We start from the raw sequence: 25,250 nt of genomic DNA, 5'->3' as shown, positions 1-25,250 counted from the left end.
GCAAATCGATGGCAGAAAAGACATTATTGGAAGCGTATAAACAGACTGCTTATCAACTTCAGGGTCATGGGAAACGAAATCTGGATGTTCTTAAAGATGCTTTAGTAGGTGTAGATGGTGACTTGGAGAGTGATATTTACGGATCGGGTAGGATAATAGAGGACTTCCAAAAGAAGATGGCAAACTTCCTGGGAAAAGAAAGTGCCGTTTTCTTCCCGAGCGGAACGATGGCTCAGCAGATCGCCCTGCGTATCTGGTGCGATCAAAAAGATTTGCACAGAGTGGCGTACCATCCTTTATGTCATTTAGAGATTCATGAAGAAGATGGGCTGAAGAAATTACATGGAATTGAACCGATTCTTTTGGCTGACAAGGAGCGTGTGATTGGTCTGGAAGACGTGATTGGACTTGAGGTTGACATTGCAAGCTTACTGTTAGAGCTGCCTCAAAGGGAAATCGGTGGTCAACTACCAGACTACGAGACTCTTGAAGCTATTTCTGAATACTGCAGGGATAAAGGAATCAAGCTTCATTTAGATGGTGCCAGGCTTTATGAAATTCTGCCCCATTATGGGAAAACAGCAGAGGAAGTCTGTGCTCTTTTCGATAGTGTCTATATTTCATTCTATAAAGGGATTGGTGGAATTGCAGGTGCGATCCTGGCAGGAAGCGAGGAGTTTACCAAAGAATCTATGGTATGGAAAAGACGTCATGGCGGTGATCTCATCAGCCTCTATCCATACATCCTGAGTGCAGATTACTATTTTGATCAACGAATCAACAATATGGAACAGTATTATGAAGGAGCAAAAGAACTTGCCGGTCTTTTTAACGGCTGCCAAGGTGTATCGACTCTTCCTGAAAAGCCTGTTTCCAATATGTTTCATGTCTTCTTTCACTACCCACAGAAAGAAATAGAAACGATTTTAATGGATGTGTATGACGAGACAAGTATTGGTTTAACTGGGTATGTGAAAAAAGTGAGTGAAAATGAGTGTGCGTATGAAGCAAGTGTAGGAGATCAATACGAGAACGTTTCGAAACAAGAATTGACTAAGTTATTTGTGGTGTTGGATGAGAAATTGAAGAGGTTGATGGAGAAATAAACGATTGTATTGTGGTACCGGATGATTCCGGTGCCACTTTTTTGAGGGACGGACCTCCACTTTTTCCCTTTATTTAACACAGAAGCCCGACCCTATAACATTCCTCTAACATAAACAGAGGTCCGTCCCTCTCCGGAGAAAGAAATATCAAATTTACTATTGAAATATTCTGATTATTAGGTATAATTCGATACATTATACATTTTTTAGAAGGGGAGAGGGCATATGAGTGTGAAGGATAGTCGTTTGGTGGATGAACTGGGGGAAGTCGTAGATAGTCATCGGGTGACGGTGAATGAAACGATCTTAGAGCAGCATGGGAAGGATGAATCCTATCATAGGCCTAGCTCTCCGGATATCGTGGTGTTTCCTGAGAGTGCCGGGGAAGTGAGCGCAATTGTAAAGTTGGCAGCCGCTCATCGCACACCCATTATCCCATTTGGTCTTGGTACAAGCCTTGAAGGTCATGTGATTCCATACGATAAGGGAATCACCATTGATTTTTCCCGGATGAATAAAGTACTCGAGGTGAGGGAGAAGGATTTCCTGGTAAAGGTCCAACCAGGTGTTACACGTTCACAGTTAAATAAAGAATTGAAGAAATATGGTCTCTTTTTTTCAGTTGATCCCGGTGCCGATGCGACCCTTGGAGGCATGGCTGCCACAAACGCAAGTGGGACAACTTCTGTAAAATATGGAGTCATGCGGGATCAGGTCCGGGATTTAGAAGTGGTGCTTCCGGATGGGGAAGTGATCCACACAGGAAACATGGCTCAGAAATCGTCGTCTGGCTATCACTTAAACAGTTTATTCGTAGGTTCAGAGGGCACGTTGGGATGTATCACTGAGCTGACCCTCCGCGTATATGGCATACCTGAGCATATTGTTGCGGCACGTGCATCGTTCAATCATGTAAGTGATGCAGTGGAAGCGGTCGTATCCATTTTACAAGCCGGCATTCCGATTGCGAGAGTGGAGCTGGTGGATGAACCATCAATGATACAAGTGAATCGATTCAGTGAAACGGATTATAAAGAAAAACCTACTCTTTTTCTTGAGTTTCATGGTAATGAAGCAGGTCTCCAACAAGATGTAGAATTCACCAAAGAAATTGTCGCTGATCATGACTGTGAAGAGATTGTGTTTGAACAAGACACTGCAGGAAGGAATAGATTGTGGGAAGCGAGACATAATCTTGCCTATGCTTATGTACATGGAAACCCAGGAAGGAAGCTCATGGTGACAGACGTGTGCGTGCCCATATCAGAACTGTCCGGTGCCGTGCAGCATGCACGAAAAAGGCTGGAAGAATTAGAGTTGATAGGGGGGATCCTCGGACATGTCGGAGATGGGAATTACCATACATCACTCATGATTGATTTAAACGACCCTGAAGAGGTGAAGAGAGCGGAAATATATAATGAACAAATTGTGGAGTATGCCCTTGAACGAAATGGCACATGTACGGGTGAACATGGTGTAGGAGTCGGAAAGATGAAATATCAACAACGGGAACACGGTGGTGCTTTGCAGGTCATGGAAAAAATCAAGCTGGCCATAGATCCAAAAGGAATCTTTAACCCTCACAAACTAGTACATAAAAAGAAGGAGGAACAGAAATGAAACTACTCGAAACGATCAGCAATCTGGCAGGTAAATATTTCGCTGTTTGGGTCATCCTCGTAGCGGCGGTAGCCTATTTTGTTCCTGCTCCATTCCTCCCTTTAGGCGGCTATATAACGATTCTATTAGGTGTCGTGATGTTCGGTATGGGACTTACATTAAAGCCAGTCGACTTTCAGCTTGTTCTGAAGAAGCCGTTGCCAGTCATCACCGGAGTACTGGCGCAATTCATCATTATGCCACTGGGTGCCCTATTGATAGCATACATGCTGAATCTACCGAGTGAATTAGCGGCTGGATTGGTATTACTGGGATCGGTTCCCGGTGGGACAGCTTCCAATGTCATGGTGTATTTGGCAAAAGGGAATCTGGCATTATCCGTGGCTATGACATCATTGTCAACATTATTGGCACCAATCGCGACTCCACTGATTTTGCTTGCATTAGCGGGCCAGTGGCTTCCTGTCGATCCAATCGCCATGTTTCTTTCCATTGTTCAAGTGATCATCGTACCCATCACTCTTGGATTAGTCATTCGAAAGCTTTTCCCGAGCAAAGTGGAAAAAAGTTTAAATGTCATTCCGTTGATATCAGTATTGGCAATCATTATCATCGTATCGGCAGTTGTTTCAGCAAATGTTGAAAATATCGCAACATCGGGCGCGATCATTTTCACGGCTGTGATTCTGCATAATCTATTTGGACTTGGACTGGGATATGGCACAGGAGTCCTTATGAAATTAGATGAAAGTAAGCGGAGAGCGATTTCGATTGAAGTCGGGATGCAAAACTCTGGACTAGGAGTGGCGTTGGCAACTGCTCATTTTGGACCACTGGCTGCTTTACCAAGTGTCATTGCGGCCGTTTGGCATAATATCTCAGGGCCGATTCTTGCGACGTTCTGGAGTAAGAAACCTGTGAAGAAAGAGAAAGAGGAGGAATTTGTAACAGGTGAAGTTAATCCCACTGTGAGGTAATGAAAAGGAGAAAGGTACCGGATGAGTCCGGTACCTTTCTTCATATCAATCTTATTTTTTTAACAACAAATACATGAAATAAGGAGCTCCGATCAAAGCGATCATGATTCCGGCTGGAATGCCATCGGGTTCCAGGATATTACGACCGACTGTGTCAGCGAGTAATAATAGCCATCCGCCAAGCAGTATGGCAATCGGGATAAACATTTGATTGCGTGGTCCGACCAATGCTTTAGCAATATGGGGAGCCATTAATCCGATAAAGGCGATTCCTCCTGTGACCGATACAGCCGATGCGGCTAAAGCTACAGCTACCATCAGCATGATGAAACGTTCACGATTGATGGAAACTCCTACACCTACAGAGACAGGTTCACTTAGTCCCAGAAGATTCAACATCTGAGATTTATAGATTGTAAATGGAATCAGAATCACCAACCAGGGGAGAAGCGCCCAGATAAACGGCCAGTCTGACCCCCAGATATTCCCCGCCAGCCACATGGCAATGAAATCCACTTTTGCCCGTTCGGCACTGGAGATGAGAATGATCATGAGCCCCGACAGTGCCATGGAGAATCCGACCCCTACTAAGACTAATCTAACAGGCTGAATCCCATTACGCTTACTATACGAAAACATATAGATGAGGCAAGCTGTAAGAAGAGCTCCTGCGAAAGCAACAACCGGCAACAGATACGCAAATGAACCGGCATCTATAGGGAAAAATAAAAAGAAGATGGCAATGGAAACTCCTGCACCGGAATTGATTCCGATAATACCTGGATCCGCTAAGTCATTACGTGTGATACTTTGTAAAATACAACCGGAAAGGGCCAGGGCCATCCCTGCCAAAATCGTAATGATGATTCTGGGTAAACGAATGGAAAATAGAATGAATTCTTCTTTAAATGACCCTTCACCTAAAATAGTAGGCAGTAGACGATCATATGAAACAGAAGAATAGCCCAGTCCAATACTAATAAATGTTGTTGCTGCGATAAGGATTAGTAGTCCAATAAGAAGTAATCGTTGTTTTTTGATCAAATCCGGATGTATCATCAGAAACCTTTCCCTCCTTTATGCACGATAAATAGGAAGAAAGGTAAGCCCATCATCGCGACGATCGCTGCCACAGGTGTTTCGTATGGGGCGTTGATTGTTCGGCCGAGCGTATCTGCGAGCAGCATGAATGTTGCTCCAAACAGGGTGGAGATGGGGATGATCAAGCGGTAATCTGTCCCAACCACAGCCCGGACAATATGGGGGATCATCAAGCCGATGAATACCATATTCCCGACAAGGGCAACGGCTGCGCCTGCAAGTAGAACTATCACGATAAACAGGATGGTTTTCACAAAAGCCGTACGTTGACCCAATCCGACGGCAACTTCCTCGTTTAAACTTAGTATGGTTAGTTGTCTGGATAAAAAGATTGAAACTACGATACCGATTAAAATAAATGGAACAATCACTTGAAGCTGATTCCACGTTGTCCCGATCATTCCACCGGCCGTCCACATTGACACATCTTTGGAAAGCTTAAAATACAGACCGATTCCTTCAGAAATGGCAAATAAAAAGGCGGAAACGGCAGCACCGGCTAATACAATTCTAAAGGGAGAGAAACCGCCCCGTTTCATTGAACTGATACCGAATACCAACAATGCCCCTACAGCAGAGCCGATGAAGCAAGCAATCATAATGCCGTAGTAGCTGATGGAAGAATAAAAGGCGAGTGCAACGGCTAATGCAGCGTTTGCTCCTGCTGTCAATCCAAGTAACCCGGGGTCTGCAAGGGGATTTCGTGTCATGCCCTGCATGATGGCTCCTGAGACGGCTAAAGAAGCTCCAACAACAATGGCGGCAACTTCTCTAGGGAAGCGGATCTCCCGCAGGATGGTCACCTTATCTCCGTCACCGGCAGGCGTCATGGCGAGCCAAACGTCCTTCACCGTTGTCTCCGCAGCCCCATACAACACAGATACAAGAAAAGCAGCAGCAAATAGGAAGGTGGTTCCGATTAATTTATAAATAAATGGAATTCGCTGATTTTGAGTTTTCATAATCAATCATCTTTTCTTTATTGGAGTAGAAAGAAAGGGAATTCTTGTGATAAGAATCCCCTTTACGAATTAGTTGCCTAGAAATTTCTCTTTGAAGAAATCCAGCTGGTAATCAAGTGTTAATGGATCATTAAAGTAGAATTCCATCATGTTCACTTCATATACTTGGTTGTTCTTTACTGCAGGAATGTTTTTGTATGTTTCTGTTTCCATAAATGAGTTATCTGCTTTCGGATCTTTGCTTATAATCAGATAATCCCCGGCATACTCAGGCATAACCTCTGTTGAAAGAGCGAAATATCCAGGTTCCAACGCTTGTTCTTTTACTTTTTCAGGCATCTTCAGGTCCATTTCCTGATAAAGGATCTCGGTACCGCGACCCCAGTTGTTTCCATATACGTATAATTGCTTATTGAAGCTTTCAATAACGGAAACGGTTGTATCTTCTCCAATTTTCGCTTTGATGTCATTTCCGGCAGTTTGGGCACGCTTCTTGAAGTCATCTACCCATTCTGTCGCTTCTTTTTCTTTATTTAGTAGTTTACCAATTTCGATGTGCTGTGTTAAATAGTCTACTTTTCCATAAGTGTATGTAACAGTAGGGGCAATTTCATTTAACTTTTCGACATTTTTAATATTGGATAGACCGACGATTAAATCAGGATCAAGCTCAATGATTTTCTCCAAGCTTTCGTCGGTTACTTCTTCCACATCTTTCAATTCCTTATCCCAACGTGGATTCATTTTAGACCATGAGTCAACACCTACAACATCCACATCCAACGCCATGACGTTACCGGCAAATGAGGATAGGACGACTACACGTTGTGGATCTGCCGGTACTTCAACCGGTCCATTTTCTGATTGGTAGGTGATGGTATCAGAAGACTTCGTGTCCTTTTCTTTTGAATCCGAGCCTTCTTCTTTCGTAGAACTGTTGCCGCAGGCACTAACGAGCAGCACTAACAGCAGAGTAAACGGGATGAGCCATTTTTTCATGTTGATTTTCTCCTTTAAGTAAATTGTATGTGTAACACATTGGCTTGTTTGTTCGAGGGTCTCTACCTATCTCAGCATCGATTTGAAATACCTTTTTCAGGACATCATGGGTGATGACTTCCTCACAATTTCCGGCTTTCACGATTTCTCCTTCTTTTAGAGCAACGATATAGTCGGCAAATCGTGCAGCTTGATTTAGATCATGGAGGACCATCACAATGGTGCGTTCCTGTTCTCTATTCAGCTTTTGTAAAAGCTCTAAAACTTCCAGCTGGTGGGCCATATCTAAATATGTAGTTGGTTCATCGAGGAAGATGATATCTGTTTCCTGGGCGAGAGCCATGGCAATCCAGACGCGTTGTCGTTGACCTCCTGATAAGGCATCGACTTCCCTATACTTAAATTCCAGGGTTCCTGTCACTTCAAGAGCCCAGTTGATCACGTCATAATCTTTCTTCGATAGACGGCCCATACCCTTTTGATGAGGGAAACGACCATATGAAACCAATTCCCCAACCGTCAGTCCACTGGCACTCTCGGGGGTTTGCGGGAGAATCGCCATCTTCTTCGCTAATTCCTTTGTGTTCCCTTTAGAAATGTTTTCACCATCTAACAGGACGTTACCAGAGTGATGTGGGATGATACGGGTAATCGCTTTCAGTAAAGTCGATTTTCCACATCCATTCGAACCTATGATGGTTGTGATTTTTTTATCAGGGATGTCCACGCTTAAGTTTTTCACGATGAGGCGTTCACCGTAGCCAATGTTTAATTCGTTTGTATAGAGGCGAACCATATTAAGACCTCCGTTTATAGATTAATAAAATGATAATGATTCTCAATCTCGAACATCTTAAATACTATAATCCTTTTTTACTAATGTCAATAGAAATTTCTATTGTCAAAGCATAAAAAAAGATGTAGGATGTAATTGAGAATGATAATCAATTATATTTTGGTTACTCAAGGAGTGGACGGAAATGGATAATCACGAACTATTTGATGTGACAGTCATTGGGGGAGGTCCAGCGGGACTTTACTCAGCTTTCTATAGTGGACTTAGAGAAATGAAAACAAAAATCATCGAGTTTCAGCCATCATTAGGTGGAAAGATACATGTGTATCCTGAGAAAATGATTTGGGATGTAGGGGGACTCACTCCGATTCCCGGGGCGAAATTAATTGAGCAGCTTGTTCAACAAGGATTGACTTTCGATCCGTCTGTCGTCTTGAACGAAAAAGTTGAATCCATTACACGCAATGAAGAAGGTATCTTTATATTAGAAGGTTCATCAGGGGAAAAGCACTACTCAAAAACGGTCATCATCGCTGTGGGAAGCGGAATCATCAACCCTCAAAAGCTTGATATCGAAGGGGCAGAACGATTTGAAGTTTCTAATTTAAACTACACAGTCAAGTCATTAAAAAGGTTTAAAGATAAGACGGTCATTATATCAGGTGGAGGGAACTCAGCCATCGATTGGGCAAATGAATTAGAACCCGTAGCGAAGAAAGTGTATGTTGCCTATCGAAAAGAAGCATTGAACGGACACGAAGCTCAGTGTGCCCAGCTCATGAACAGCTCGGCCACCTGCTTACTCAACACATCGATTACCAAGCTGATTGCGGCCGCCGATCACGAAGCTATTGAAAAGGTGCAACTGACCAATCATCAGACAGGAGAGGTTTCCTATTTGCCTATTGATGAAGTAATCATAAATCATGGGTATGAAATAGATACTTCCCTGCTTAAAAATAGTTCATTGAATATCGACATGATCGATCAGTATTACATAGCTGGTACGACTACCAGTGAATCATCAATAGAAGGTCTATACGCAGCGGGTGACATCTTGAAACACGACGGAAAGGTGAACTTGATTGCAGGAGCATTCCAGGACGCTGCCAACGCAGTCAATAAAGCGAAGCAACTCATTCAACCTGAAGCAAATAAAGTCGCCATGGTCTCTTCCCATAACGAAGTATTCAAGAAGAGAAATAAAGAACTGGTTAGGCAGATGATGAAATAATGAATAAAGCTCCCTCCACATGTGGAGGGAGCTTTATTTATACAAATAGATCTTAATGTGCTCTTGTTTATCAATCGTGGCCAGTAATACATCATGCACGGTGACATTGTAAGAGATTTTGAGCTGATCATGCAGCCAGTGTTCATCCTTTTCCAGTTTCAGTAATAGTGACTGATTGATTTTCCGATCTTCAATAATAGGCATGGGAAGATCGAACCCCTTTGGAGACAGGGAAAGGTCCTTTTGAGTCACAGGCTGGTATTGTGGTTTGAGAAATACGGATATTTCTCCTCCAGTTTCCCACAGGGCCAACGCCACATTCTCAACTTCTTCCGTCTGCTGCTTTCTTAATTCAGACAAAAGGCTGTCTAAAGGTATTCGTGCTTTCTTGAGATTTTGATAAAGGATTTCCCCGTTATCGATCAATGGGATAGGGGAGGGGTCGAGTATTTTCCGTATGAAGGTTGAATGCATACTGAGGTATACCCCAATCAGATAAAGTGCCACTAATGTACCCATGGTGAGCATGGAACCTTTCAACCCCAGTCCTTCGTCAGATAATGGGTGAGCCATGATGTTCCCTATTAGGAGAGCCATAACAAAATCAAGGAATCTTAACTGTGAAATCGATCGTTGTCCCATTAATTTAGCTATGACAATTAGAAAGATGAATCCAAAAATAGCGCGTAATATCCATTCAAGGGAAGTCAATGATTCCTGACTCATAAAGAAATCCAAACGAACACGTCCTCACTTCTATCAACTGCCCTATAGTATCCCCAAAAGTTTCTTCCATAAAACAAAAAAGATGCCTACAAATGTAAGCATCTTTTGGAATTAAGCATTATATTGTTCAACGTTTTTATTGTGTGGTGAAACAGATTTCTTATTTACTAAGTATCCAATGAGTAAAACCCCAACCGTAAGACCGATTGTGATTAAATAAGTAACCGGACCATGATGGATATTAAGTATATTTAAGAACTTATCGTCTCTGACAATCATTTCACCTGCTGTAAATGCTAGAATTCCTGCACCTAGATAGGCAATCCATCGATATTTTTCAAGTATTCTAACAATCGCTTTTGATCCGAATATCATAATTGGAATCGAGATGAATACGCCCAGGGCAATCATACCGATATGTCCATGTGCTGCACCCGCAACGGCCACCACATTATCAAGGCTCATGACGGCATCTGCGATAATGATGGTCGTGATCGCTTGTCTAAGGCCTGTGTGAGATTTAATATTGGCTTCTTCTTCACCTTCAACCAGTACTTTATAGGCGATCCATAAAAGAAGGAGCCCGCCGATCAGATGAACATAAGGAATTTTTAATAAGTAAACAATAATGGCAGCAAAGAAAATGCGCAGGATGACAGCTCCTGCTGTTCCCCAGAAAATCGCTCTGTTTTGATGTTCTTTCGGTAACCCTCTCGTTGCCATAGCGATGACAATCGCGTTATCCCCGGATAGTATGATATCGATTGCAATGATTTTTAATAGTGCAATGATAGCTCCGGATGAGATGGCAAGTCCAAGTGGGAATAAGAAATCCATATTCAGTTCCTCCTTGATTCTACTAAACTATGAACGAAACACTAACTAATCTATACTACCACAATTGATAGAATATTGAACTGCTATTATTTCTAAGGTGAATATTTCCAATTAGTACTAAATAATCAATGAAGGATAAGTATACCTAAATGATAGAAAAGCTCCATCTCTCTTTTACTAGGAGATGGGGCTTTCTTTTTTGACATTTTTCTTTTAGATACGACATGAGTCAATTTCATGAACTTTATAAACAATATACCCACAAAGTTCCTTTTGCCGTTTATTTACGATTTATTTCATTAAGTTTCTGAATTTTCTATAATGAAAGCGTTATCAATAATATTCGAAGGGGGAAATAGTTGATGAAAATGAAAACAGGCATCATGGCTATTATTTTATCGAGTTTACTAGTTGTCACAACGGCGTGCGGAGGTGCGAATTCTGCAAGTAATTCTGAAAGTGATGGGGAATGGAGCCCGTCTAAACCAATTGAAGTCGTTGCTCCAGCAGGTGCCGGCGGAGGTTGGGATACGACGGCCAGGACCGTTTCAAAGGTAATGGAAGAACAGAAAATCATTGAAGAGCGCATGGCTGTAGTTAATAAACCAGGTGGCGGGGGCTCTGTCGGCTGGTCATATATTGATAGTAAAAAAGGAGATAACCACACGATGTTCGTTACGTCTCCACCGATGTTCTTTGTTCCACTTAATGGACAGTCGACATTGTCTCATAAAGACTTCACACCTATAGCCGGGGTGATCGCTGACTATGCAGCCTTTGTTGTAGACGCGGATTCACCTTTCGATACGATGAATGATCTTGTCGATGCATTAAAAAAGGATCCGACATCAGTATCCATTGTAGGGGTATCTTCACCGGGAAGCATGGATCATATGCAGTTCGTAAAAGCGGTTAAGGCAGCAGGTGTAGATGTTAAAAAGTTGAAATATGTTTCCGCTCAAGACGGATCTGGAATGAGCATGCTCCTCGGAGGAAAAGTGGATGTGTACTCGACGGGCCTTGCGGAAGCTTCTGAACAAGCCCGTGCAGGTAAAGTGAAGGTTCTGGCGATAACAGCTCCCGAACGTTTGGAAGGAGATACGGTTTCAGAGTTCCCGACGTTAAAAGAACAAGGGATTGATGATGAATTTGTTGTGTGGCGTGGATTCTTAGGTCCAAAGGATATGGATCCCGATGCCGTTTCTTATTATGAGAAAGCGTTTAAAGACATGATCGAAACGGATCAGTGGAAGGAAATGCGGGACAAGTTTGGCTGGACGGACAACTACATGTCTTCAGAAGAGTTCAGTACCTTCCTGGATGAAGAGTACAAAGAAATTGAAGCATTAATGGAGGAAATCGGCTTGAAAAAATAATGGGGTCTGGAGCAGAAACATCTGCTCCTTCCTTTTCATGATTAGGAGTGAATTACATGAGGACAAAGCCAGATCGGATCATCTCAATACTTTTACTAGTTTTTGCCGGGATCTATTTAGCTCTCAGCTTTCAGCTTCCTGCATTTCCATACGCCATTATCGATAGTGATGTCCTTCCAAAAGGGCTTGGATTTCTGCTCATTATTTTAGCGGTTGTCCTGTTTTTCCAGGCGAAGGATGATACAGAAGAAGATAAGAAAAGACGTTATGTGAAAAAAGAAGATGTCATCATTCTATTATCAGTATTAGGAGCATTGCTCGTATATATATTTTTACTGGAACCGATAGGGTTTTTATTATCTACTATTCTATTTTTGTTAGTTATCCCGTTTGTACTGGGATTCAAAAAGAAACTCACTACGGTATTAGTAGCCTTTCTATTTTCAGGTATCATGTATTATTCATTTAACTATTTACTCAACATTACTTTACCACAGGGGATTCTACCCTTTTAGGAGGTGACGGGCATGATTGAAAGTATTTTATATGGATTTCAAGTAGCTTTTACCCCGGAGAACTTATTTTTCGCATTTATCGGGGTATTGGCTGGGACGATTATCGGGATGCTGCCAGGATTGGGTCCGATCAGCGCCATTGCGATCATGATTCCCCTTAGTTATGGGATGTCTCCGGCTTCCGCATTGATCCTGATGGCAGGGGTTTATTATGGTGCCGTGTTTGGCGGCTCGACTTCTTCGATTCTATTAAATGCCCCTGGTATTTCAGGGACAGTGGCAACAGCATTTGACGGATATCCTATGGCAAAGCAGGGGAAGGCAGGCAAAGCACTCGCCATAGCCGCCATATCGTCTTTTGCGGGTGGAACGATAAGTGTGGTGGCACTTATGTTAGTCGCTCCTTATATGGCAAAGCTTGCCATTACGTTTGGCCCTACTGAGTATTTCGCTCTAATGCTTCTGGGACTGACAGCGATATCCAGTTTATCCGAAGGGTCCACCAATAAAGCACTGATCTCGGCGACGATTGGATTGATCATCGCAACTGTCGGGATAGACCAGCAAACAGGTACACAGCGTTTCACATTCGGAAACCCGGGTTTATTAGAGGGGATCGACTTTCTGATCATTGCATTAGGATTATTTGCACTATCCGAGGTTTGTCAATTAATTATCTCACGGAATGAAAATACGTTGAAAGGGAAGAAGGCTGTAGGCAGTTTAAAGCTTGAGAAGAAGGAATTAAAAGAGATGGCAGGCCCGATTGGCCGTCATTCCGTCCTTGGGTTTATTTTGGGGGTACTGCCTGGAGCAGGGGCAACGATCGCTTCATTCCTTTCCTATATTTCAGAGAAACGTTTATCCAAAGATCCATCTTCTTTTGGAAAAGGGAATATCAAGGGACTAGCCGCCCCAGAAACGTCCAATAATGCAGCGACAAGCGGGGCGTTCGTTCCCTTGTTAACATTAGGGATACCGGGTTCTGGAACCACTGCTGTACTACTGGGTGCCTTACTTGTTGTAGGAGTGCAACCGGGACCATTGATGCTTCAGGATCACCCGGACGTTTTCTGGGGAGTCATCGCAAGTATGTATATCGGGAATCTTTTTCTATTGATACTTAACTTACCGCTCATCCCGGTACTGGCAAAAATCTTATATATTCCGAAGCAGCTGTTGATCGCATTGATCATTGTGTTCTGTTTAATAGGGGTATACGCAGTCAGCTTCAACACGTTCCATCTGTACTTGCTTGTAGGATTTGGCGTGTTAGGCTATTTGTTGAAAATATTTAAATTCCCTGCGCCGCCATTTATTCTGGCGTTTATATTGGGGGGGATGATGGAACAATCATTCAGACAGGCGATGACGATCTCAAACGGATCTTACAGTGTGTTTTTTCAAAGTAATATCACCATCGGATTACTGATCGTTTCATTCCTTTCACTTGTTCTCCCTACCATTTTAGGCTTTACGAGAAGAAGGAAGGCCACGGAAAGTCAGGATCTGAAGAAAGAAGCATAATCAAGAGAAAAGCAGTGAAGCCCCCGATGCCTCACTGCTTTTCTCTTATTCTTGAAAGAAATATTTTCTCTGAGGTCTCCCAACACCTCCATAGGTAAGCTCCACTTTGATCTTTTTTTGTGAAACAAGATACTCCAGATAGCGCCTGGCTGTTGTACGGGTCACGCCGACTTCCCCAGCCATTTCCTCAGCAGTATAGCCCAGGCTATGATTGGTTTCTATCCGCTTGAGTATGGAATCCAATGTAATCGTATCAATCCCTTTGGGGGGGGGTTGGACGGTTTGAATGTTACTCGTGCTTTTCTTTCTATTAAATAAGTTGTCCACTTCATGTTGATTTTCGACTTGAGAATCATTCATCCTCTCTTTATACTGTTGATATTTTAGTAGAGTATCCTGAAATCGGTTAAAGATAATGGGCTTCAGGATATAATCGAATGCCCCGCCACGGATGGCATTGGAAATATGTTCGGTTTCCTTTGCTGCTGTGACGAGGATGACATCTGTACTGCGAAAATGCTTTCTGATCTCCCAGAGAAATTCACTGCCGGTTCCATCAGGAAAGTACACGTCAAGTAAGATTAAATCAGGATTAACAACAGGTAAGACTTTCTTGGCTTCTGCGATGGTAGTGGCGATACCGCCTACCTGAAATCTTTCCATTTGAGCGATGTACTGACTGTTGATCTCAGCTGTTTGAATATCATCTTCTATAATGAATACGTTCCACTTACGCAATACTTTCTCCCCCTAATGTTGCTTCGGAATACTTATTGTAAACAAAGCGCCCCCAAGTTCACTATTTTCCACTGTCATATACCCGTTCAGATGCTCCACACATCTTTGCACCAGGTAAAGACCGATGCCCCTGTCTTTGCCGGCTTTTGTAGAATAGCCCCTTTCAAATATTGAGTCTATATCCTGGATTCCTGCACCGCTGTCTTCTATTTCAAAAATAAAATCATCACCTAAATCAGTCATAAACAATTGAACCTGCCTGTTATGCAATGGCTGGGATAAGACTTCCTCAAAGGCATTATCAAGAATGTTCCCAATGATGGTTATCAACTTTTCCTGCTGCACATCTATAAGTGGCGTTGTAATTGAGCTATCAGGATGAATTGAGAAAGAGACCTTCAACTCTTGAGACCGATTATATTTTCCAATAATCAGGCCAGCCAGGACAGGGTCAGGAACCGCTTTCAATAGAAATTGAATTAGGTCTTCATATCCAGAGGATTCCTCCTGTATGAGGGCTAATGCCTCTTCGTAATGGTGAAGTTGAATGAGACCTGCAATCGTATTCAGTTTGTTTCTGTATTCATGTGTCTGTGAGCGTAATATGCCTGCATATTCTTGAACCTGAGAGAGTTCTTTAGTGAGCTGATCGATTTCATCTTTTCTCCTGAAGCTGGCTACCACTCCGACGATTTCTTCCTCTTCAAAAATAGGGAGCCTGTTGACGATGAGGTCATGATGGTTTAATGAAATCTCATCATCCAGCTGGCTTTCTCGCGTTTCCAGAACATCCATCATTTTCGTATCGGGAATGACTTCTAAAATATTTCTCCCCCTATTGGAGGATTGATGATCAATAGCCAGGATATTGTGGGCTTTAGCATTTATTTCCGTAATCGATCCATGTTGATCGATTGCAATGATCCCTTCCCGGACCGATTCGATGATGGCCCGCTTTTCCTTGAACTGCATGGCGATTTCAGCAGGTTCCAAACCGAAAATCGCTTTCTTGATTCCTTTCCCTATAAAAAAGGAGCCGATGATTCCGATCAATAGGATGATGGTGACGAGAATCAGTACCTTAGTACGATAGGGAATAACGATATCACGGATACTCTCTTCAAGAAATCCTACTGACACTACTCCAATGATTTCGTTTTGGGAGTTTCTTATGGGAACCTTACCTCTAACAGATGGTCCTAATGACCCCCTTGCATGGGAAACATAAGATTCCCCCCTTATTAAGGCTCTTTCATTGTCCCCACCGACCATCTTTTTCCCGAGCCGTTCAGGCATGGGATGAGAGTAGCGAACAGAGTCTCTATTGCCGACAACAATAAATGTGGCCCCTGTTTCTTTTCGAATATCTTCTACTAAGGGCTGGATGATGTCTTCGGGCTGATTTGCATTAAAGGCCTCGATGACAGCGGGCATCTTAGATACAGATTGTGCCACCGCCAGTGCTTGTTTCCCTTTCAAGTCCGTTAATGTATCGGACAACATCCTGAAATAGATGATTGATAGGGATAAAATCAATATTGAAAGAAGTGCTAATACAATAACGATAATCTTGGATTGAAGTGAGAACTTTTTCATTGCAGGTTCCTTCTTTTCGGAAAATTCTATTATTACTAGAATAAAAGAGTTGATTGGTTTGTACAAGGGGAGATGAGAATCTACTATAGTTTAGTTTTAAACATACAACACGTGGTATATGAAACATAGTACATGAAAGAGGAGGATTCAAACGTTTTGGCAAGCATCGTTACAATCGGAGCCATCATTTTCATCCTGGTAAACTTAATCTATTTCTTTAAGGATAAGCATTTCAAGTACAGTTATTTTAGTACAACACTTTTTTATAAGCTGTTTTTTGTACTTCTCAGTATCATGATCGCATTTGCTGTACTCTATTATGCCCTTTCATTAGAGAGTCCGATGCTGCGTATCAGTTCACCAAGTGGCAAGCCGGTGGAGCATACGTTTCTCAATTATCTCTATTATAGCGGGGTGACGATCCTGTCTGTCGGGTACGGAGATTACATCCCGACAGGACATATCCGATTCTTTGCACTGCTTGAGGCTGCCATCGGGTTGCTGCTTCCTACGGCCTATTTTATGAAGGTTTTGGAGTCGAAGGGAAAAGAGAATAGGTAGAATGCATAGAAGAGAGGATCTGATAATGGTGTGAGCGAATACTTCACCAATGTCAGGTTCTTTTTCTGTATCTTGCCAGCATTTATCATCATGAATAGAATAGAGAGGGAATGAAGGGTTAAAAAGGAGTGGCCGTAATAAAAAAAATTAAGAAAATGATATATATATTATTAGGTTTGTTATTTTTGGGATTGGGAATTGTCGGCATCGTTCTGCCCCTTATTCCAACGACTCCATTACTATTGTTAGCATCCTTTTTATTTGTGAGGGGATCTGAACGTTTTGAGGTCTGGTTTAAAGGTACCAGTGTATATAAGAAGCATTTAGAAGGCTTTATTCGTCATCGATCCATGACACTGCGCCAGAAGGTAACGCTGCTAATTTTTTCAGACATCATGATTCTCATACCGCTGATTTTATCGGATCGCATGATTGTGAAGGTGATCCTGAGTTTGATTATTGTATGTAAGTATTATTATTTTGTTTTTAAGATAAGGACTGTAGCAGTTCGGGAGTATTGATGATGATGGGGTCATGGCGACTAGTTAATTTATCTTCAAAAATAGCGTGTACCAGGTACAAATGACATCCATTGTACCTGGTACACGCTATGAGTCAACTCCATTACATCCACAAGCTAGGCTTCACGACCATAAACCACAGCATCGCGAGCAAGAGAATGAGATAAGTCCATACTGTTCTATTTAATTTCCTCACCAGCCATTCCCGGTCAGCGCCCTTCTCTCCAAATTTTCGAAGTGTCGGTGAGAATGCTCTGGCGAGAAAGAACAGGGAGCAAAACATAATGACAAGGGTCATGATGATCCAGGGTGTACCCCACGTCCAAGGTCCGACTATAACCAGGAGAATTCCTGTTCCGACGAGAACATGCCCTGCATGCTTGGAAAGTTGGACCGTGAAGCGGAACGTGTCCAAGTACGAGGGAAGCACGTACTCAGAAGCCGACCGTAATTTTTTCATCATCGGTAATAGAATGAAAAATGGGCCGATGGAAGCCACGACGCTGATCACATGAAGATAGATGAGCGTTCTGTATAATAAATAATCCATCCGTTGTACTCTATTCGTTCACTAATGTGAATTCGTGCACCCATACTTTCATGCTCGGGTGCCATGGCATGCCTGGGTGATAAGAGAGGATGGCTTCTTTATATTCCTCTACCGATTGAAACCCTTCTTGTTTGGCGTGGTCATCTGTCAACTCACCAAGTGATTGGGAGTAGACGCTTTCTACTATGTATTTCTTTCCTTGAAGCTCCATGATTTCTCCAATATCAGCGTATCGTCCGTTTCTGCGGGTCGCCGTTTTTTCACCCTTAATCACTTTCTCAACGTCCTCAGTTTTAGTAACTAGACGGTCGATTGTACACGTTTTTGGCGGTAGATGTTGATTTGTCATTTTACAAAACCCCTTTCGACCTTTAACTATAGCATAGTCCGGGTTTAGGAAGATGGTCTATTACTAAAATTGTTTCACGAATCGAAATTATTTTCTAGCAAGAAAAGTAACCTGGTGCTATGATGGGTGAATACTAAATATAGAAAGAAGGCCTCAGGGAAGTGAAAAAGTGGCAAACATATTCGATACTTGTGTTGATCATGTTGGTTTGGGGCTTTAACGTTCCTGCATTAAAGGTATTGGTGAGTGAATTTATGCCTGTAACTATTACTTCACTCCGCATCTTCACAGCAGGGATTACCGTATTTATCATTCTTGGTTTTATGAGGAAATTAAGAAAACCAACGGCTAAAGAGTTCTTGTTCATTATTTCAGGTGGCTTGTTGAATGTGGTCAGTCATCATTATTTTTTATCTGTTGGTTTAACAGGTACGTCGTCGACAAACGGTGGACTTATATTGGGAACCGGTCCGTTGTTGACTGCTTTAATGGCGACGATCCTCCTGCGGAACCGGCCTACAGTGATTAAAATCCTCGGGTTTCTGTCTGGTAGTGTCGGTGTCACAATCATTGTGTTGTCAGGCGGAGAGGGGTTAGCTGGACTTAAGACCGGGGATCTGTTTATCTTTATCTCTATCTTTTCACAGGCCTTAAGCTTCATTATCATCAGCCGGGCAGCCAAAACATTGGACCCTCGATTACTTACGGGGTATATGATGGTGTTTGGTTCCATTGTCTTGTTTGCGATTAGTTTGGTCACAGAGCCGGGAGCATTGAAAGAACTGAGAGGTGCCCCAAACTCCATATGGCTTCTATTCTTTGCTTCAGCCATATTAGCAACCGCAGTCGGGCATATGATCTACAATCACTCGATTGGAAAAATCGGTGCTGCCGAAACGTCGATTTTCCTTAATCTAAATACCTTCTTCTCTCTTGTTGGAGCAGCCCTATTCTTAAATGAAACCGTTACATATTATCATTTGATCGGGCTGATATTCATCGTACTTGGGGTAGTATGTGGATCCGGTACCCTTGAAGAGATCGTCATCAGAAGGAAACAAAAGCGATTCCTTGAAGGAAAACAGAGACATCAGATGTAGATGGCTCTGTTTTTTTTTATGAATTTTTTTCTTAATCGATGCTCACGTTCAGCATATATTTCGCCTGTTAAGCTCATACTGTAATAAACGATTTTCTCTAGGGTGGTCCAATGATATATATCTACAATGACTTTGGTGGAACTCATACAACATCCCTGGCAGCTGCCTATCATCTGCGTCTGTTAAAACCAACAGCCCTGACAAAGGAAGACATCCTTTCTGTTCCTTACTTCAATCAGCTAACGAAAAAAGAAGCGGGGCAAATACTCTATCGCGGAATGGATGAAGAGAATAATCCAGTGTATACGATTGGAAGGAGATCTTCTAAATATGTTGTTCCTGCACTGACGGACTTAAGTACCATCTTGATCAGGAGATATGGAAGCAATGAAAAAATCATCCTTTCCAATACCTCTCCCACGGTCCCGCCACTCATGACAGCAGGAGGTTTTTTGTCAAGAGAATTAGGGATCGATTGGATTGGCGTTCCTCTTCTCGTAAAGGGAGCACAGCAATGTCACCGGCTTATCGAGCAACTTGTCAAGGAAACGAAACAAGTGGCCAAATCCTCTCATGAACATGTGGTAGTTATAGAAAATAAAAAATATCAATATAAAATGGGAAAAAAGGATATATACTGGAAATAAATGTAGTATAATGAGTATATACTACTAGGAAAAAGGTTGGTCATGCCGGGTACGGGTCGAATCGAATAAATTCATACATAAAGGTAAAACTACAGTAAAACGGAGGTGTCGACATTGGAAGGTAAACCATTTCATTATGATGGCAGTCACCATTTCGCAACAGGGGAAGCACAAGAGAACACTTCATTTGAACTAACTGCTGAAATGAGAAAGAATATCGGGGGAAACCCTTTTGAAGCTTCCGTAGAGGAAGAGTAAGAAACGATTAAAACCTATGAACAATCGGATGTTGTCTATCGGACAGCATTCTTTTTTTTGCTAAGATGATAAACCTTGAATAATTCCATTTTTTTCTCACAAAATAATACAGCGGAAAATATGAGTAAAGGATGGATGAAGAATGGAACAAGTACTATATATTACGGCACATCCCCATGATGATACTCAATCGTACAGCATGGCGGTAGCGAAAGCATTTATGGATACCTACAAAGAAGTGAATCCTGACGATCAAGTAGTTCACATTGATTTGTACCGTGAACATATTCCCCATATTGACGCTGATGTGTTTAGTGGATGGGGGAAACTGCAAACTGGAAAAGGATTTGAGGAGCTTTCATCGGAAGAAAAGTCGAAAGTGAATCGTCTGAATGAGTTATCAGAACAATTTATTTCTGCAGATAAATATGTGTTTGTTACACCATTGTGGAATTTTTCCTTCCCGCCTGTGATGAAAGCGTATATTGACTCTGTAGCAGTTGCCGGTAAGTCCTTTAAGTATACAGAGCACGGACCAGTAGGATTACTGACAGACAAGAAAGCTATTCATATCCAGGCAAGAGGCGGGATTTACTCAGAAGGGCCTGCAGCCGGCATGGAAATGGGGCATCGTTATCTGGACATCATCATGCAATTTTTCGGTGTACCTTCCTTCGAGGGTGTATTTGTGGAGGGGCATGCGGCGATGCCTGATAAAGCCCAAGAGATCAAAGAAAATGCCATTGCAAGAGCGAAGGATGCTGCTCATACATTTTAAACAAAGGGAAGAGCCTGAACACATGTGTTCAGGCTCTCTTTTTATACAATTGTAGGCTTCTCAATCTCATTTCCTTTCGGCTCAGGGACGAAGGCAAGTATGACAAGTCCGATGATAAAGAGGACGACGAGACTGAAAACACCGCTATTGGACTCGCCTGTCACTTGGGCGGTGACCGCCACTAACAATGGTCCGAGGATCGAGGCAAATTTACCGAAGATATTATAGAATCCAAAGAATTCATTGGAATTTTTCTTCGGAATTAATTTTGCAAAGTATGCCCGGCTCAATGCCTGGATGCCGCCTTGGGAAGAAGCAACGAGCATAGCAAGGATCCAGAAATCCATTGTGGTCTCCAGGAAATAAGCATAAATGCAAACGATGATATAAACGAAAATTCCTACATACAACATCTTTTTCCCCGTGAATTTCTCTGCCAGCCTCCCGTAAAGGATAGCAAAAGGTCCAGCCACCACCTGAGTCACAAACAGGATGACCAAGAGATTAGTGGATGTGATTCCGAGATCCGTTCCGTATGCAGTGGACATCGTAATGATGGTGCCGACTCCGTCAATATAAAAGAAATAAGCAAGAAGAAACAAAAATAGTGCACGGTATTTCCTGATTTCTTTCATCGTTTTACCGAGACGCTTAAAGCTATTGGCGACGGGGTTCTTTTCACGCTCAATAAAGTAGCGCTGATGGACATTTTTTATTAAGGGGATGGCAAAGAGTCCCCACCATAAAGCGGTAATGATGAACGCGATTTTACTGGCGATGGTTACGGAGAAAGGAAGTACCCCATTTTGAGATAATATGATGATGGCGATGCTTATGATAAACGGAATCGTGCTCCCGATGTACCCGAATCCAAATCCACGGGATGACACCCTGTTCATTCGCTCTTCTGTCGTTACATCGGTTAAAAAGGCATCATAGAAAACATTGGAACCAGCTGAACCTACCGCTGCCACTGTATAAAAAATTAACAAAAGCAGCCACTGATCACTTGGAACGAAAGCAAGCAGTGCAGTAAATGTAACACCGAGGGCAAAGAAGAAGGTAAAGAATTTCTTCTTGTAGCCTTCATAATCGGCAATCGTTCCCAGGATCGGACCGATCATAGCGAGGATAAAGGTGGCAATCGCAATGGTGTAGCCTAAATAAGCAGTGGAATTAGCGGCACTGACCCCTGCATTAGTAGCGGCAGCCTTATAAAATAGCGGAAAGACCGCTGTCGAAATGATAATGGAATACGCTGAGTTTGCCCAATCATAAAAGATCCAGCTATTTTCTTCTTTTGAGAAACGCTTCATTGTTTTTCCCCCTAAGGAAACAAAGTCTCTTCTTTATATATCCAACAAATCTTCGATCACTTTTCCATCTGTTGCACCCAGGCTAAGGCCGAGCAGGCGTGCTAGTGTTGGGCCTTCATCTACTAAATGCATAAAAGGAATTTCAACATTTGACCGGATCCCTTTTCCGGAAGCCATGAAGATGGTGGAGTAGTCTTCTTTATCAGGAGAATACCCGTGAGATCCATACGTATAACGTTTTTCCTCTACATCCTCCGGGGTGATGGTATGAATGAAGGATCCTGCTAAAGAATCTTTAAAGTAAAAACCGTGTCGTGCTTCGAGCATAAACGAACAATGTTCATCGGCTCCTTTTCTCCCTGCTTCTTCACCAGTGAGAATGGCTTCAATTCCGTTAGAAGGGTCACCTTGGAGCTCGAAAACAAGGGATTGCACAACCTCCATCGATTTCTGATCCTTTGTGTACACGTAAGCCGATCCATCACAGCCTTTGCAATATGCTTTCCAATCGGTTACCTTTCCCCTGGCATTCATTGTGATTAACCCATTTTCCTTGAAAAGGACGTTCAATTGAATAGCCTTCGATTCATCCAATGCACTATGATCTCCAAGAGCAACAATGGTTGACTGATCATACATGCCGTTTTTCTTTAATGCCCGAATGATTTTCCCTAAACGGGCATCATGACGACGAATGGCAGCATGTGCTTCTTTTGAATAAACCCCATGATAATGACGCTGTGTATCAAGGTCGGTAAAGTGGACAAGCAATAGGTCTGGTTTCTTTTTGATCGTTGCAACCGTCGATTCAAGAACGAAATCATCAAGCTCCGGTTGATTCAGGCCATTACGGATGTGACCAAAGAGACGGTTCATGTGTAATTGATAGAGAGGGCTGCCATTGAACAGGGATACAAGAATTTGGTTATGCCACGAGCGATTGGCGAAAATCTCCGGCATGTTATAATCAATGTCCCCTTTGGCTGTAACAGGCCAGAGAAGAGAGGCAGTGGTCATTTGAGCTTTCTTTGCTTCGTCATATAAGGTAGTACCCTTAATAGCGCTTCGATGCCAATGCCAATCAGGAGAAATCCGACCTGGCTGAAGGAGAGTATTGTTTACAACACCATGCCGGTTAGGGAACTTACCAGTGACGATTGTTGCATGACAGGGATATGTCACAGAAGGGTAGATGGTCTCGACATTTTTGCAAAAGGATCCATGGGCAAGCAGCTCTTGAAAGTGGGGAAGATCCTTAATAATGGGGTAATCCAAAGCAGATAAACAATCGAAAGACATGACAATAAGGTAATCCGTAAGACGAGTCATAATGGCCTCCAGCTTTCGCATAGGATTGTACTATATACCTATTAATATAGCAGAACATTCAGAATAAAAATATGAAATTTCGATTATGCATGTTAATGAATCGTAAAGACGGAAGTTTACATAAAAAACAGAGATGGTAAAACCCATCCCTGTGCATAGTAATGCTATCATTTAAATCTTCACCTTTTCCCCGATTCGACTATCTTTCTTCACATCCAGGTTACCTGAATATTCAACCGTATCAATGTCACAATTCTCACCGATCACAACATTTTTACCACGAACGAGTTTCGCCTTCGTGTTCTCAAGATACACCTCGTCACCTTCGATCAGTTCTGAAAATAAGCAATCTTCCTTTTGGAGAAAGAAGTTGACCACTTGTTTGATCAGTCCGTTCGAGTTGTGGTGTTTTACTTCAATCGTCTCGCCACCGATTTCTTTAATGGAGGATTCATGATTGATTTCAATTCGAATCTGGTCAGCGTTCAACAGCCCCTCGATATGGACCGAGCCGGAAGATGAAAAGGCTTCGACTTCACAATCCTTTTCAACCCTTAAAGAACCGCTTGCTTTAATCGATCCCCCTTGAATTTTTCCTCCAACCCTACATGATCCGCTTACCTTGAATGTCTTAAAGATAAGGTCTTTCGACACAATGCTTGATCCACTTGTGTTCATTTCTGCCGCCATCACTGAGCCATCATATTTGGAGCTTCCACTTGTTGTAATCGTTTCTGCTTTCGTATCACCTTTAATGGTGGAAGAACCGCTCGTTTTAATGTATCCCGCTTTTACGTCACCTGAAATCGTACCTGAACCTGAAATTTTTAGCTCGTGGCAGTCGATATCGCCAACGATTTTTCCGCTTCCACTAATCTTTACTGAATCAAATTTTCCTCCGCCGGACGTTCCGGATCCACTAATCTTCAAGTCATGCAGTTCATTCTTTTCAATTGTATTCATTCTTTTCTCCTCCATTTCAGGGACGTTAAACCCCTTTTGAATTCGTTAACGTGATTTTCAATTCTTCCATCAACTGTTGTAAATCAAATTTCAATACGGTATGTGCTAAATGGTCAACAAGCAATTCGGAATGAAGAGGAAGGAGTACCCATATATATTCCTCCCCTTTACGAAGACCTACAAGTTCAAGGGAAGAATCTTTCAATGGAGTGAACTTCTCATGAAGAAAAAGGAATAAGGTTTGCAGTTCTTCTCTTGGGATTTGTATCCTTTTCGCCTTCTCAATGATCAACATATTTAATATATCAGGAAACTCAAATACCTTTCTTGCCGGTAGAAATGCTGTGCAGAAGGATAAGGTATGATCCGATAGAATGCTGTGCAAAGGTAATTCATCTGCACGGACTTCAATCTTAGTGGGATTTGGTGAAAAGAAATCGGATAGTTCATCCAGTGAATAATCATCCTTCATATCTTTGATTGTATCGATGCGTGACAGCATTTTTTCCCTGGGAAAGAATGTTTCTTGACCCGTGAAGGTTGATTTCTTAATAAACCAACTCTCTGGAATAATGTTCTTTCGTTTCCAACGGTAAAGCTGGCCATACGAAATCCCGGTCAGTTCTAATACTTCCTTCTTAGAAATAAGATCTGTTTCCAATGAGGGGATCACCTCTTTTCTGTAACAAAACATTGTTACGCAACTTAATGATTAGTCTAACAGAACATTGTTACGTTCGTAAAGTAGAATTCGTAATATTTACA

27 protein-coding genes are annotated in these 25,250 nt (G+C 42.3%); 13 read left to right on the top strand and 14 right to left on the bottom strand.

The features are described from left to right. Positions 1 to 8 precede the first annotated feature (8 nt). The 3 genes from F0342_RS19325 (at position 9) to F0342_RS19315 (ending at position 3,706) form a co-directional block, all read left to right on the top strand. The gene (locus tag F0342_RS19325; RefSeq protein WP_149157485.1) at positions 9 to 1,106 is read left to right on the top strand and encodes a threonine aldolase family protein; all 1,098 of its coding nucleotides are present in this window, start codon (positions 9 to 11) and stop codon (positions 1,104 to 1,106) included. A gap of 225 nt (positions 1,107 to 1,331) precedes the next feature. Continuing rightward, positions 1,332 to 2,729: an FAD-binding oxidoreductase gene (locus F0342_RS19320; protein ID WP_149157484.1), complete on the top strand. Its 1,398-nt coding sequence runs from the start codon at positions 1,332 to 1,334 to the stop codon at positions 2,727 to 2,729. Beyond that, positions 2,726 to 3,706: a bile acid:sodium symporter family protein gene (locus F0342_RS19315; protein ID WP_149157483.1), complete on the top strand. Its 981-nt coding sequence runs from the start codon at positions 2,726 to 2,728 to the stop codon at positions 3,704 to 3,706. Before F0342_RS19320 ends, F0342_RS19315 begins: the two co-directional genes overlap by 4 nt. A 51-nt stretch (positions 3,707 to 3,757) precedes the next feature. On the opposite strand, the gene F0342_RS19310 is transcribed toward F0342_RS19315, so the two are convergent. The 4 genes from F0342_RS19310 to F0342_RS19295 all read right to left on the bottom strand — a co-directional run bounded on the left by F0342_RS19310 (position 3,758) and on the right by F0342_RS19295 (position 7,564). Then, positions 3,758 to 4,765, bottom strand: a complete 1,008-nt coding sequence (locus F0342_RS19310; protein WP_149157482.1) for a FecCD family ABC transporter permease — start codon at positions 4,763 to 4,765, stop codon at positions 3,758 to 3,760. Further along, positions 4,765 to 5,769 carry a FecCD family ABC transporter permease gene (locus F0342_RS19305; protein ID WP_149157481.1) on the bottom strand — a complete coding sequence of 335 codons (1,005 nt, stop codon included), beginning with the start codon at positions 5,767 to 5,769 and terminating at the stop codon, positions 4,765 to 4,767. The genes F0342_RS19310 and F0342_RS19305 overlap by 1 nt, the downstream gene beginning before the upstream one ends. Positions 5,770 to 5,838: 69 nt before the next feature. Beyond that, complete coding sequence (locus tag F0342_RS19300; RefSeq protein WP_149157480.1) at positions 5,839 to 6,768, bottom strand: iron-hydroxamate ABC transporter substrate-binding protein; 930 nt, start codon at positions 6,766 to 6,768, stop codon at positions 5,839 to 5,841. After that, positions 6,719 to 7,564 carry an ABC transporter ATP-binding protein gene (locus F0342_RS19295; RefSeq protein ID WP_149157479.1) on the bottom strand — a complete coding sequence of 282 codons (846 nt, stop codon included), beginning with the start codon at positions 7,562 to 7,564 and terminating at the stop codon, positions 6,719 to 6,721. The genes F0342_RS19300 and F0342_RS19295 overlap by 50 nt, the downstream gene beginning before the upstream one ends. A gap of 184 nt (positions 7,565 to 7,748) precedes the next feature. Here F0342_RS19295 and F0342_RS19290 point away from each other — a divergent pair, with 184 nt between their 5' ends. Beyond that, entirely contained in the window at positions 7,749 to 8,798 is a 1,050-nt protein-coding gene (locus tag F0342_RS19290) for an NAD(P)/FAD-dependent oxidoreductase (RefSeq protein ID WP_149157478.1), read from the top strand. Between the two features lie 33 nt (positions 8,799 to 8,831). Here the strand turns inward: F0342_RS19290 and F0342_RS19285 are convergent, their stop codons facing one another. Together F0342_RS19285 and F0342_RS19280 are read right to left on the bottom strand one after the other, a co-directional pair. Continuing rightward, positions 8,832 to 9,536: a DUF421 domain-containing protein gene (locus F0342_RS19285; RefSeq protein ID WP_149157477.1), complete on the bottom strand. Its 705-nt coding sequence runs from the start codon at positions 9,534 to 9,536 to the stop codon at positions 8,832 to 8,834. A gap of 99 nt (positions 9,537 to 9,635) precedes the next feature. Continuing rightward, on the bottom strand, positions 9,636 to 10,361 hold the full coding sequence (locus F0342_RS19280) for a TerC family protein (RefSeq protein WP_149157476.1): 726 nt from the start codon (positions 10,359 to 10,361) through the stop codon (positions 9,636 to 9,638). 368 nt (positions 10,362 to 10,729) lie between these two features. Between F0342_RS19280 and F0342_RS19275 the strand changes: the two genes are divergently transcribed. The 3 genes from F0342_RS19275 to F0342_RS19265 are packed head-to-tail and all read left to right on the top strand — an operon-like array spanning position 10,730 to position 13,779. After that, positions 10,730 to 11,737 carry a tripartite tricarboxylate transporter substrate binding protein gene (locus F0342_RS19275; RefSeq protein WP_149157553.1) on the top strand — a complete coding sequence of 336 codons (1,008 nt, stop codon included), beginning with the start codon at positions 10,730 to 10,732 and terminating at the stop codon, positions 11,735 to 11,737. Positions 11,738 to 11,793: 56 nt separating this feature from the next. After that, on the top strand, positions 11,794 to 12,252 hold the full coding sequence (locus F0342_RS19270; protein WP_149157475.1) for a tripartite tricarboxylate transporter TctB family protein: 459 nt from the start codon (positions 11,794 to 11,796) through the stop codon (positions 12,250 to 12,252). 12 nt (positions 12,253 to 12,264) lie between these two features. Next, the gene (locus tag F0342_RS19265; protein ID WP_149157474.1) at positions 12,265 to 13,779 is read left to right on the top strand and encodes a tripartite tricarboxylate transporter permease; all 1,515 of its coding nucleotides are present in this window, start codon (positions 12,265 to 12,267) and stop codon (positions 13,777 to 13,779) included. Positions 13,780 to 13,824: 45 nt separating this feature from the next. Here the strand turns inward: F0342_RS19265 and F0342_RS19260 are convergent, their stop codons facing one another. Together F0342_RS19260 and F0342_RS19255 are read right to left on the bottom strand one after the other, a co-directional pair. Continuing rightward, on the bottom strand, positions 13,825 to 14,517 hold the full coding sequence (locus tag F0342_RS19260; RefSeq protein ID WP_149157473.1) for a response regulator: 693 nt from the start codon (positions 14,515 to 14,517) through the stop codon (positions 13,825 to 13,827). A gap of 12 nt (positions 14,518 to 14,529) precedes the next feature. Then, a complete protein-coding gene (locus F0342_RS19255; protein WP_149157472.1) occupies positions 14,530 to 16,113 on the bottom strand; it encodes an ATP-binding protein in 1,584 nt (527 codons plus the stop codon). Positions 16,114 to 16,269: 156 nt separating this feature from the next. Here F0342_RS19255 and F0342_RS19250 point away from each other — a divergent pair, with 156 nt between their 5' ends. Both F0342_RS19250 and F0342_RS19245 read left to right on the top strand, forming a co-directional pair. Continuing rightward, positions 16,270 to 16,674 carry a potassium channel family protein gene (locus F0342_RS19250; protein WP_149157471.1) on the top strand — a complete coding sequence of 135 codons (405 nt, stop codon included), beginning with the start codon at positions 16,270 to 16,272 and terminating at the stop codon, positions 16,672 to 16,674. Between the two features lie 128 nt (positions 16,675 to 16,802). Next, positions 16,803 to 17,195, top strand: a complete 393-nt coding sequence (locus F0342_RS19245) for a YbaN family protein (protein ID WP_262481817.1) — start codon at positions 16,803 to 16,805, stop codon at positions 17,193 to 17,195. 103 nt (positions 17,196 to 17,298) lie between these two features. Here F0342_RS19245 and F0342_RS19240 read toward each other — a convergent pair whose 3' ends face one another. Continuing rightward, complete coding sequence (locus F0342_RS19240; RefSeq protein WP_149157470.1) at positions 17,299 to 17,745, bottom strand: hypothetical protein; 447 nt, start codon at positions 17,743 to 17,745, stop codon at positions 17,299 to 17,301. 10 nt (positions 17,746 to 17,755) lie between these two features. Next, positions 17,756 to 18,094, bottom strand: coding sequence for an ASCH domain-containing protein (locus tag F0342_RS19235; protein WP_149157469.1), 339 nt, complete (start codon positions 18,092 to 18,094; stop codon positions 17,756 to 17,758). A 161-nt stretch (positions 18,095 to 18,255) separates the two neighbouring features. Here F0342_RS19235 and F0342_RS19230 point away from each other — a divergent pair, with 161 nt between their 5' ends. The 4 genes from F0342_RS19230 to F0342_RS19220 all read left to right on the top strand — a co-directional run bounded on the left by F0342_RS19230 (position 18,256) and on the right by F0342_RS19220 (position 20,877). Further along, positions 18,256 to 19,194 (top strand): DMT family transporter, encoded by a 939-nt coding sequence (locus F0342_RS19230; protein WP_188048623.1) that lies wholly within the window; start codon positions 18,256 to 18,258, stop codon positions 19,192 to 19,194. Positions 19,195 to 19,304: 110 nt separating this feature from the next. Continuing rightward, positions 19,305 to 19,841: a DUF3189 family protein gene (locus F0342_RS19225; protein WP_149157468.1), complete on the top strand. Its 537-nt coding sequence runs from the start codon at positions 19,305 to 19,307 to the stop codon at positions 19,839 to 19,841. Between the two features lie 114 nt (positions 19,842 to 19,955). Further along, positions 19,956 to 20,099 (top strand): hypothetical protein, encoded by a 144-nt coding sequence (locus F0342_RS25015; RefSeq protein WP_188048622.1) that lies wholly within the window; start codon positions 19,956 to 19,958, stop codon positions 20,097 to 20,099. A 142-nt stretch (positions 20,100 to 20,241) separates the two neighbouring features. After that, a complete protein-coding gene (locus tag F0342_RS19220) occupies positions 20,242 to 20,877 on the top strand; it encodes an FMN-dependent NADH-azoreductase (RefSeq protein WP_149157467.1) in 636 nt (211 codons plus the stop codon). Positions 20,878 to 20,918: 41 nt separating this feature from the next. Here the strand turns inward: F0342_RS19220 and F0342_RS19215 are convergent, their stop codons facing one another. The 4 genes from F0342_RS19215 to F0342_RS19200 form a co-directional block, all read right to left on the bottom strand. Further along, on the bottom strand, positions 20,919 to 22,193 hold the full coding sequence (locus F0342_RS19215) for an MFS transporter (protein ID WP_149157466.1): 1,275 nt from the start codon (positions 22,191 to 22,193) through the stop codon (positions 20,919 to 20,921). Positions 22,194 to 22,226: 33 nt separating this feature from the next. After that, entirely contained in the window at positions 22,227 to 23,522 is a 1,296-nt protein-coding gene (locus F0342_RS19210; protein ID WP_188048621.1) for an alkaline phosphatase family protein, read from the bottom strand. A 171-nt stretch (positions 23,523 to 23,693) separates the two neighbouring features. After that, complete coding sequence (locus F0342_RS19205) at positions 23,694 to 24,485, bottom strand: polymer-forming cytoskeletal protein (RefSeq protein ID WP_188048620.1); 792 nt, start codon at positions 24,483 to 24,485, stop codon at positions 23,694 to 23,696. Positions 24,486 to 24,510: 25 nt separating this feature from the next. After that, the gene (locus F0342_RS19200) at positions 24,511 to 25,146 is read right to left on the bottom strand and encodes a DUF4004 family protein (protein ID WP_149157464.1); all 636 of its coding nucleotides are present in this window, start codon (positions 25,144 to 25,146) and stop codon (positions 24,511 to 24,513) included. Between the last annotated feature and the right edge of the window lie 104 nt (positions 25,147 to 25,250).

It is taken from the genome of Bacillus sp. CH30_1T (genome assembly GCF_008364765.1).
In the GTDB taxonomy this organism is placed as follows: domain Bacteria; phylum Bacillota; class Bacilli; order Bacillales; family Bacillaceae_B; genus Rossellomorea.
Note: the sequence above shows the minus strand (reverse complement) of the source record. Positions and strands in the feature narration are given on the sequence as shown.

What these genes read in the sequence shown, in the direction of transcription:
- F0342_RS19240 (WP_149157470.1), bottom strand. Translation starts at nt 17,745, where the DNA reads ATGGATTATTTATTATACAGAACGCTCATCTATCTTCATGTGATCAGC.
- F0342_RS19275 (WP_149157553.1), top strand. Translation starts at nt 10,730, where the DNA reads ATGAAAACAGGCATCATGGCTATTATTTTATCGAGTTTACTAGTTGTC.
- F0342_RS19290 (WP_149157478.1), top strand. Translation starts at nt 7,749, where the DNA reads ATGGATAATCACGAACTATTTGATGTGACAGTCATTGGGGGAGGTCCA.
- F0342_RS19300 (WP_149157480.1), bottom strand. Translation starts at nt 6,768, where the DNA reads ATGAAAAAATGGCTCATCCCGTTTACTCTGCTGTTAGTGCTGCTCGTT.
- F0342_RS19265 (WP_149157474.1), top strand. Translation starts at nt 12,265, where the DNA reads ATGATTGAAAGTATTTTATATGGATTTCAAGTAGCTTTTACCCCGGAG.
- F0342_RS19205 (WP_188048620.1), bottom strand. Translation starts at nt 24,485, where the DNA reads ATGAATACAATTGAAAAGAATGAACTGCATGACTTGAAGATTAGTGGA.
- F0342_RS19220 (WP_149157467.1), top strand. Translation starts at nt 20,242, where the DNA reads ATGGAACAAGTACTATATATTACGGCACATCCCCATGATGATACTCAA.
- F0342_RS19270 (WP_149157475.1), top strand. Translation starts at nt 11,794, where the DNA reads ATGAGGACAAAGCCAGATCGGATCATCTCAATACTTTTACTAGTTTTT.
- F0342_RS19295 (WP_149157479.1), bottom strand. Translation starts at nt 7,564, where the DNA reads ATGGTTCGCCTCTATACAAACGAATTAAACATTGGCTACGGTGAACGC.
- F0342_RS19215 (WP_149157466.1), bottom strand. Translation starts at nt 22,193, where the DNA reads ATGAAGCGTTTCTCAAAAGAAGAAAATAGCTGGATCTTTTATGATTGG.
- F0342_RS19255 (WP_149157472.1), bottom strand. Translation starts at nt 16,113, where the DNA reads ATGAAAAAGTTCTCACTTCAATCCAAGATTATCGTTATTGTATTAGCA.
- F0342_RS19315 (WP_149157483.1), top strand. Translation starts at nt 2,726, where the DNA reads ATGAAACTACTCGAAACGATCAGCAATCTGGCAGGTAAATATTTCGCT.
- F0342_RS19225 (WP_149157468.1), top strand. Translation starts at nt 19,305, where the DNA reads ATGATATATATCTACAATGACTTTGGTGGAACTCATACAACATCCCTG.
- F0342_RS19280 (WP_149157476.1), bottom strand. Translation starts at nt 10,361, where the DNA reads ATGGATTTCTTATTCCCACTTGGACTTGCCATCTCATCCGGAGCTATC.
- F0342_RS19235 (WP_149157469.1), bottom strand. Translation starts at nt 18,094, where the DNA reads ATGACAAATCAACATCTACCGCCAAAAACGTGTACAATCGACCGTCTA.
- F0342_RS19320 (WP_149157484.1), top strand. Translation starts at nt 1,332, where the DNA reads ATGAGTGTGAAGGATAGTCGTTTGGTGGATGAACTGGGGGAAGTCGTA.
- F0342_RS19310 (WP_149157482.1), bottom strand. Translation starts at nt 4,765, where the DNA reads ATGATACATCCGGATTTGATCAAAAAACAACGATTACTTCTTATTGGA.
- F0342_RS19305 (WP_149157481.1), bottom strand. Translation starts at nt 5,769, where the DNA reads ATGAAAACTCAAAATCAGCGAATTCCATTTATTTATAAATTAATCGGA.
- F0342_RS19325 (WP_149157485.1), top strand. Translation starts at nt 9, where the DNA reads ATGGCAGAAAAGACATTATTGGAAGCGTATAAACAGACTGCTTATCAA.
- F0342_RS19210 (WP_188048621.1), bottom strand. Translation starts at nt 23,522, where the DNA reads ATGACTCGTCTTACGGATTACCTTATTGTCATGTCTTTCGATTGTTTA.